Annotated in this window: 3 protein-coding genes; 2 read left to right on the forward strand and 1 reads right to left on the reverse strand. The window is 70.3% G+C overall.

The features are described 5' to 3' along the window. The first annotated feature begins 158 nt into the window (after window positions 1–158). Together ACFU6K_RS38730 and ACFU6K_RS38735 are read left to right on the forward strand one after the other, a co-directional pair. Entirely contained in the window at window positions 159–389 is a 231-nt protein-coding gene (locus ACFU6K_RS38730) for an antitoxin (RefSeq protein WP_380671320.1), read from the forward strand. After that, window positions 386–790, forward strand: coding sequence for a type II toxin-antitoxin system VapC family toxin (locus tag ACFU6K_RS38735; protein WP_380671322.1), 405 nt, complete (start codon window positions 386–388; stop codon window positions 788–790). The genes ACFU6K_RS38730 and ACFU6K_RS38735 overlap by 4 nt, the downstream gene beginning before the upstream one ends. 18 nt (window positions 791–808) lie before the next feature. Here the strand turns inward: ACFU6K_RS38735 and ACFU6K_RS38740 are convergent, their stop codons facing one another. Next, window positions 809–1,354: a Uma2 family endonuclease gene (locus ACFU6K_RS38740; RefSeq protein ID WP_380671324.1), complete on the reverse strand. Its 546-nt coding sequence runs from the start codon at window positions 1,352–1,354 to the stop codon at window positions 809–811. Window positions 1,355–1,521 lie beyond the last annotated feature (167 nt).

A 1,521-nucleotide genomic window follows, 5' to 3' on the forward strand; every position in this document is an offset into this window, starting at 1 on the left:
CGGCGGGCTCGACGGAACCGAGCCCGCCGTCCGCGACCCTACTCAGGCGGCAGGAGCACGGTCAACGCGGACCCCACGGGCGGAGGGCGGCCGGGGCCGGTACGGCGACAGCCCGCAGGGTGCCAGCAATGTGCAGCCGGTGCAGCTAAAATGCAGGCATGACAGCCATCACCATCCGCGAAGTCCCGGACCCGATCCTGGACACCCTCAAGCTGAAGGCCGCGCGGGCCGGAAAGAGCCTCCAGGGCTATCTGCTCGACCTCGTCACCCGCGAGGCGGCCACCCCGTCGCTCGCCGAGATGATGACCAGGCTCGACCGGGAGACCCGGACCGAGATCAGCACCGCCGACATCCTCTCGGCGATCGACGAGGGCCGGGAGCGCCGGTGACGTCCACCGTCGTCGTGGACTGTTCGGCCCTGGTCCGGGTGCTCACCGACCACGGCCCGGCCGGCCACGCCGTCCGCGCCCGGCTCCGCGACCTGGACGTGCTCGCCGCACCGGGCCTGCTCGACTACGAGATCGTCTCGGCCCTGTTCGGCATGGTCCGGGGCGGGAAGCTCACGGCGAAGGAGGCGGAGAAGGCGATCGCCGACTACCGGTCGCTCGCCGTCACCAAGCACGAGACGCTGATCCTCTGGCAGCGGGTCCGGGAGCTCAACCACAACATCAGCGCCTACGACGCCCAGTACGTGGCACTCGCCGAGACCCTCGCCGTGCCCCTGGTCACCAGCGACGCCCGCATCCGACGCAGCGGCGCGGCCAGGTGCGCGATCGAGGTCTTCGCCTAGACCGGGGGCGGCCGAGGGTCAGTACGGCAGCAGGCCGTCGGTGGTCAGGTCGAAGTCGAAGGGCTCCGGGACGTGCAGGGTCTCGCCGAAGGAGACGTCCTCCCGGCGGTGGTAGCGGGTGGCGTCCGGCCTGCTGAAGAGGGTGACGGTCTTCTCCCGGGCGTCGATCAGCAGGTACAGCGGGATGGCCATCAGCGGATAGTCGCGCAGCTTCCCGACCCAGTCGTTCTCGGGGTTCGAGGGCGAGACCAGCTCGACCGCGATCGCGGCCAGCTCGGCGGGCACCTGGTTGTCGGTGGTGGCCAGGGCCTCGTCCGGAACGTACGTCAGGTCGGGGTTGCGGCTCTTGCCGACGTTCGGCGAGACCAGGTCGGTGTTCTCGCTCGGCAGCAGCCCGGCCGGAGTGTGCGCGTCGAACTGGCGACGCACCACCAGCAGGTTGCGCTGGTGGATGCCGGAGGGGCTCACCATCATCGTGATGGTGTCGCCGGAGATCTCGACCTTGAAGCCGTCGGGCAGGCTCCTGCGGGCTTCCTCGAGGAGCGCGAAGTGTTCCGGGGTCATGAGCGCGAAGCCTCCTGAACCGAATGAACCAGGTGGACCGGGGAGCCGGGTGTACCGAATCCGCCGGTGCCGGACACCCAGCGTAGTCGGCCGACGGGGCAGGGGGACGACGAAGCCCCCGTAGCGAATTCGCTACGGGGGCTTCCGGGTTGTGGCCAGGGCCGGGG

The sequence above is a fragment of the Kitasatospora sp. NPDC057512 genome, from assembly GCF_042802135.1.
Classification (GTDB): Bacteria; Actinomycetota; Actinomycetes; order Streptomycetales; family Streptomycetaceae; genus Kitasatospora.

What these genes read in the sequence shown, in the direction of transcription:
- ACFU6K_RS38730 (WP_380671320.1), top strand. Translation starts at nt 159, where the DNA reads ATGACAGCCATCACCATCCGCGAAGTCCCGGACCCGATCCTGGACACC.
- ACFU6K_RS38740 (WP_380671324.1), bottom strand. Translation starts at nt 1,354, where the DNA reads ATGACCCCGGAACACTTCGCGCTCCTCGAGGAAGCCCGCAGGAGCCTG.